The sequence below is a fragment of the Bilophila sp. 4_1_30 genome, from assembly GCF_000224655.1.
GTDB lineage: Bacteria > Desulfobacterota > Desulfovibrionia > Desulfovibrionales > Desulfovibrionaceae > Bilophila > Bilophila wadsworthia.
Window position 1 is genome coordinate 825,910 of sequence record NZ_JH114233.1, and the last position, 4,970, is coordinate 830,879.

General features: G+C 66.7%; 4 protein-coding genes. 3 read left to right on the plus strand and 1 reads right to left on the minus strand.

The features are described 5' to 3' along the window. The first annotated feature begins 463 nt into the window (after positions 1 to 463). The 3 genes from HMPREF0178_RS15470 (at position 464) to HMPREF0178_RS15485 (ending at position 4,212) form a co-directional block, all read left to right on the plus strand. Complete coding sequence (locus HMPREF0178_RS15470) at positions 464 to 1,822, plus strand: GntP family permease (RefSeq protein ID WP_009380689.1); 1,359 nt, start codon at positions 464 to 466, stop codon at positions 1,820 to 1,822. Positions 1,823 to 1,985: 163 nt separating this feature from the next. Then, positions 1,986 to 2,225, plus strand: coding sequence for a proline racemase family protein (locus HMPREF0178_RS21120; protein WP_085962711.1), 240 nt, complete (start codon positions 1,986 to 1,988; stop codon positions 2,223 to 2,225). 487 nt (positions 2,226 to 2,712) lie between these two features. Then, positions 2,713 to 4,212 (plus strand): aldehyde dehydrogenase, encoded by a 1,500-nt coding sequence (locus HMPREF0178_RS15485; protein ID WP_009380691.1) that lies wholly within the window; start codon positions 2,713 to 2,715, stop codon positions 4,210 to 4,212. A 224-nt stretch (positions 4,213 to 4,436) separates the two neighbouring features. Here HMPREF0178_RS15485 and HMPREF0178_RS22105 read toward each other — a convergent pair. Further along, positions 4,437 to 4,970 (minus strand): TolC family protein (locus tag HMPREF0178_RS22105; protein WP_009380692.1); only part of this gene is annotated, 534 nt, incomplete at its 5' end.

A 4,970-nucleotide genomic window follows, 5' to 3' on the forward strand; every position in this document is an offset into this window, starting at 1 on the left:
CCCACGCGCACGGCCTGCCCATCGAGACGCTGCCGCCCTACCACGCGCAGCCGCCCCTCTTCCCGCTTCCGCTGGAAGAACTGGCCTCCATGTCCATTCCGCCTGAAGGATTATAGCCGTCAGGCCGTAATCTCTCATAAACGTTCGGGATTTCTTTTTCCCGCCACGGTCCGCGCCCCGGTTTCCACCCCACGGGAACCACGGCGCGCCGTCGGCGGGCGGGTATTCCATTCCCCCCGGAGTACCTGAACCGTCAGCCGGAGGCGCGTTCCCCGCGTACTCCGCAGGCCAAGCCGGAAGCGCTTCCCCCGCGTTTTCATCAGGCCTTCCGCCGGAGGCGCATCCCCCGCGGCCTCCGGCGGATACATCGACGGCGAAGAACCCCTTACAGCCCCGGCCCCCTGCCTCCCCACGGCAGGCTGTCCTCCCCCGGACCCCCCAACCCCTTTCACAGGAGCCTTTCATGGACGGTAACCTCTCGCTCATCCTGGCCTTTCTTGTGTCCATCTCGGTCGTCTTGGCGCTGGTCATCAAGTTCAAACTGCACCCGTTCCTCTCGCTGTTCATCGGCTGCCTGCTGATGGGCGTATGCTCCGGCCTTGACCCGATGGCCATCATCAAGACGTCCTGCAAGGGCTTCGGGGACACGATGGGCGACATCGGCATCATCATCCTGCTCGGCGTCGCCATGGGGCAGATCCTCCACGAATCCGGGTGCACCCGCGAAATCGCCAACACCATGCTGCGGCTGTGCGGGCGGGAAAAATCCGCGCTGGCCCTGAACCTCACCGGCTACATCATCTCCATCCCGGTGTTCTTCGACGCGGCTTTCGTCATCCTCATCGGCCTCATCCGGGAAATGGCCCGCGAAGGCAAGCTGGCCCTCAACACGCTGGTCACGGCCCTCGTCGTCGGCCTCACCTGCACACACGCCCTCGTCATCCCCACCCCCGGCCCCGTGGCCGTCGCCGGGAACATGGGCGCGGACATCGGCTGGTTCATCGTCTACGGCGCGCTCATCGCCCTGCCCGCCTCGCTCATCGGCGGCGTGCTGTACGGCAAGTACCTCGGCAGGAAGTTCCCCATTTTCCTCACGGACGAGGAGCCCGACGCCGCCCTTGTGGAACAGGCCCTCGCCAAGTCCGCCCACCCCAGCGGCGCGCTCGGCATCGCCATCATCTTCCTGCCCATCGTGCTGATTTTCTTTGCCAACATCCTGAACGCCTTCCTTGATCCGGCCTCGTCCGCCAGCCGCGTCGTCTCCTTCTTCGGCAACACCAACATCGTGCTGCTTATCACCGTGTTCGTGGCGTATTTCTCCCTGCGCGAGCACCTGCCCGAGCCTTTCGACACCGTGGTTTCGCGCGGCGCCGAATCCGTGGGCTCCATCCTCGCCATCATCGGCGCGGGCGGCGCGTTCGGGGCCGTCATCGGCGCGAGCGGCATCAGCACCGCCATCGTCGACGTCATGCAGAGCTGGAGCATCCCGGTCATCCTGCTCGGCTTCCTCATGAGCCAGTGCTTGCGCATCGGCCTCGGCTCCATTACGGTCTCCATCGTGACGGCCTCCGCCGTGCTCGCCCCGGTCGCTTCCCAGCTCGGCGCCTCCCCGGTCCTCGTGGGCCTCGCCATCTGCTGCGGCGGCATCGGCCTCGGCCTGCCCAACGACTCCGGCTTCTGGACCATCTGCAAGATGTCCGGCCTGAGCACCAAGCAGGCGTTCCTCGTCTACCCCATCCCCACGCTGATCTCCGGCCTCGTGGGGCTTGCCGTCCTCCTCATCCTGAACATGTTCGCAAGCTCCCTCCCCGGCCTCATGTAGCCGTACCGCGCGGGGCCTCGACGGGCCCCGCTCTTTTTTCAAGCACTACTTTAAGGAGTCGTTATGGCAAAACTTCCCGCAAGCCTGTTCAACGACGTCATCGGCCCCGTCATGCGCGGCCCTTCCAGTTCCCACGTCGCCGGCGCAGCCCGCATAGGCGCCCTTGTCCGCCAGTCCCTCGGCGGGGACGTCCGCAGCGTCCTCGTCGAATTCGACGTCAACGGCCGTCCAGAAAAGCGTCTGCGGCGGCGCGTTCCACGCCAGGGGGCTGCGGGAAACCACGCTGGGCGGCGTGTCCGCGATCGTCCCCTACGTGTCCTGCTCGGACGTCCACATCACCGGGTTCAACCACCTTATCGTGGAAGAGAACGACAAGCTGAAGAACGGGTTCGTTTCCTGGTAGCCGTGGCGGAAGGTTAGGGGAAACGTGCCGGGGGGAGCCTTTTGGGAGAGCGGGAAGCCCCCGCACAGGTTCCCCTCCCGGACCCTCTCCCTTCCCAAGGCTTTCGGCTGGCGGGGCCGCGCGGAAGGCATCCGTTCCGGTGCGGGCCGGAGGGAAGGCTGCCGGGAAGTACCCGCCCCCTGCCGGAAGACGTTCAAGGCTGTCCCCAACGGACCGTATCATAAGGAATAAAGCAAGGAGGGAGCCCCGTTCTGGAACGGCCCGGACAGAGGGATGCGGCCTCACCCCTCGGGCATATGCTCCCAAGGGATTGGCCGCCGCGTTTTTCCTGCGCCGGTTCCGGCCGGGCGGGCAACCATCAACAGCGAAACCCTCCGCCGCCTTTCGGCGGGGAGTTTTGCGGAACCGGCAGGCGGGAAGCGCGCGCCGCACCGCCCTCCGGCCCTTGGATCTGAAAAGCCACTCAAACGATTAAGGAGATGCCGCCATGACATTGCTGTCCCACGCCGACTACGAACGGATTGCCGCGAACCTGTCCTACCCGACCGAAGCCTTTATCGGCGGGACATTCGCCCCCGCCCTCTCCGGCGAGACAATGCCGACCGTCAACCCCGCGACGGGCAAGGAAATCGCCCGGGTCGCCTCCTGCGGGCGCGAAGACGTCGACAAGGCCGTCGCCGCGGCGCGCAAGGCTTTTGAAGGCGGGGTCTGGTCGCGTATGCATCCTTCGGAGCGCAAAAAAATCCTCATGCGCTTCATCGGGCTCATCGAAAAGCATCAGGTCGAGCTGGCTGTCCTCGAATCGCTGGACAGCGGGAAGCCCGTCCGCGAATGCCTGCTCACGGATCTGCCGGAAACCATCAAGTGCCTCGAATGGCACGCCGAATGCGCGGACAAGCAGTACGGCGGCATCTCCCCCTCCGGGGACGGCAGGCTGGGGCTCATCGTGCGCGAGCCCGCCGGGGTGGTCGCCTGCGTCCTGCCGTGGAACTTCCCGCTCATGATGGTGGGCTGGAAGCTCGGCCCCGCCCTTGCCGAAGGCAACAGCGTCATCCTCAAGCCCGCCAGCGTCACCTCGCTCTCCACCCTGAAGCTCGCGGAGTTCGCCGCCGAAGCGGGCATCCCCGAAGGCGTGTTCAACGTGATCACGGGCCCCGGCTCCTCCGTGGGCGAGGCGCTCGGGCTGCACCCCGGCGTGGACGTGGTGTCCTTCACCGGCTCCACCGAAGTGGGCCGCCGCTTCCTTGAATACGCCGCCCGGAGCAACCTCAAGCGCATCGTGCTGGAACTCGGCGGCAAGAGCCCCTTCGTGGTGCTCGACGACGTGACCGACTACGCCGCCGTCGCCGCGCAGGCCGCCGCTGCCGCCTTCTGGAACATGGGCGAAAACTGCACCGCCAACTCCCGGATCATCGTGCCCCGCAAGCGCAAGGACGCCTTCACCGAAGCCCTGCTCGCCGAGCTTGGAAACTGGCGCATCGGCGACCCGCTCGATCCCGAGAACAACCTCGGCTCCATCGTGAGCGAAGGCCAGTTCAGGACCATCATGGGCTACATCGAGAAGGGCAAGGACGAAGGAGGGCATGTCCTCACCGGCGGAGCGCCCCTCGCCATCGGCAGCGGGCTGTTCATCCCGCCCACCATCTTCGACGGCGTGACCCCGGACATGACCATCGTCCGTGAGGAAATCTTCGGCCCCGTCACCGCCATCCTCCCCGCCGACAGCGACGAGGAAGCCGTAGGGCTCGCCAACGCCACCGCATACGGCTTGCAGGCCACCCTGTTCACCGAGGACGTCACCAAGGCCCACAAGTACGCCCGCGCGCTCAAGGCGGGCACCGTCTCCGTCAACTGCTTCAGCGAGGGCGACAACACCACGCCCTTCGGCGGCTACAAGCTCTCCGGGTTCGGCGGCAAGGACAAGGGCCGCGAATCCCACGACCAGTACACCGAAACCAAGACCATCTTCCTGAACCTCGACAGATAGAGCCTCCCCCACGCGGGCCGCTGCCCTTCCACGCCGGAACGTTCCCGTTCCCCGGAACCCGGCGGCCCGCCCCCTCCCCGGCCGAAAGCCCACGGGAAGGCGCATCCCCGGCGGGACATTCCGGGACGGCAACGGAACGGAAGCCCCGTGCGGCGGAAGGCGCAGGCAGGCTGGTTCGGGAGGGGAAAGGGAATCCCTTCCGAAGGGTTCCCTTCCCCGATGCCTCATTCAAACCCCTTCGCTTCCGTCCAGCCACCGCCGAGCGCCTTGCACAGCCCGACCACGGCGGCGAGCTGGCGGCGGCGAGCCTCGGCCTGTTCCTGCCGGGCGGCCAAGAGCTGGCGGCGCACGTCGAGCAGGTCCATAACGCTGCTCAGGCCAGCATCATACTGCTTTTCCATGATCTCGTTGCTGCGCGCAAGCTCCTTCACCCGCTCCGTGCTGGCGGCGAGCGCCTTGCGGCTGATGCGGTTCCCGGCGAGGGCGTCGCGCGTCTCCGTGAAGGCGTTCTGTACGCTCCCCACATAGGCCGCCCGCGCTTCCTCGTATTTGGCCTCCGCCATGCGCTGCTTCGCCGTGAGCCTGCCGCCCTCGAACAGCGGCTGCGCCAGCCCGCCCATGATGCTCCATATCCGCGCCGGATCGAGGAATACCCGATCCAGATGCGTCGAGGAGTAGCCCCCCTCCGCCGTCAGCGAGAAGGACGGGAAGAACGCCGCGCGCGCCGCGCCGATGCGGGCGTTGGCGGCCATGAGGCG

Excerpts from the sequence above, each read along its gene's own strand:
- HMPREF0178_RS15470 (WP_009380689.1), top strand. The coding sequence starts at position 464 with ATGGACGGTAACCTCTCGCTCATCCTGGCCTTTCTTGTGTCCATCTCG.
- HMPREF0178_RS15485 (WP_009380691.1), top strand. The coding sequence starts at position 2,713 with ATGACATTGCTGTCCCACGCCGACTACGAACGGATTGCCGCGAACCTG.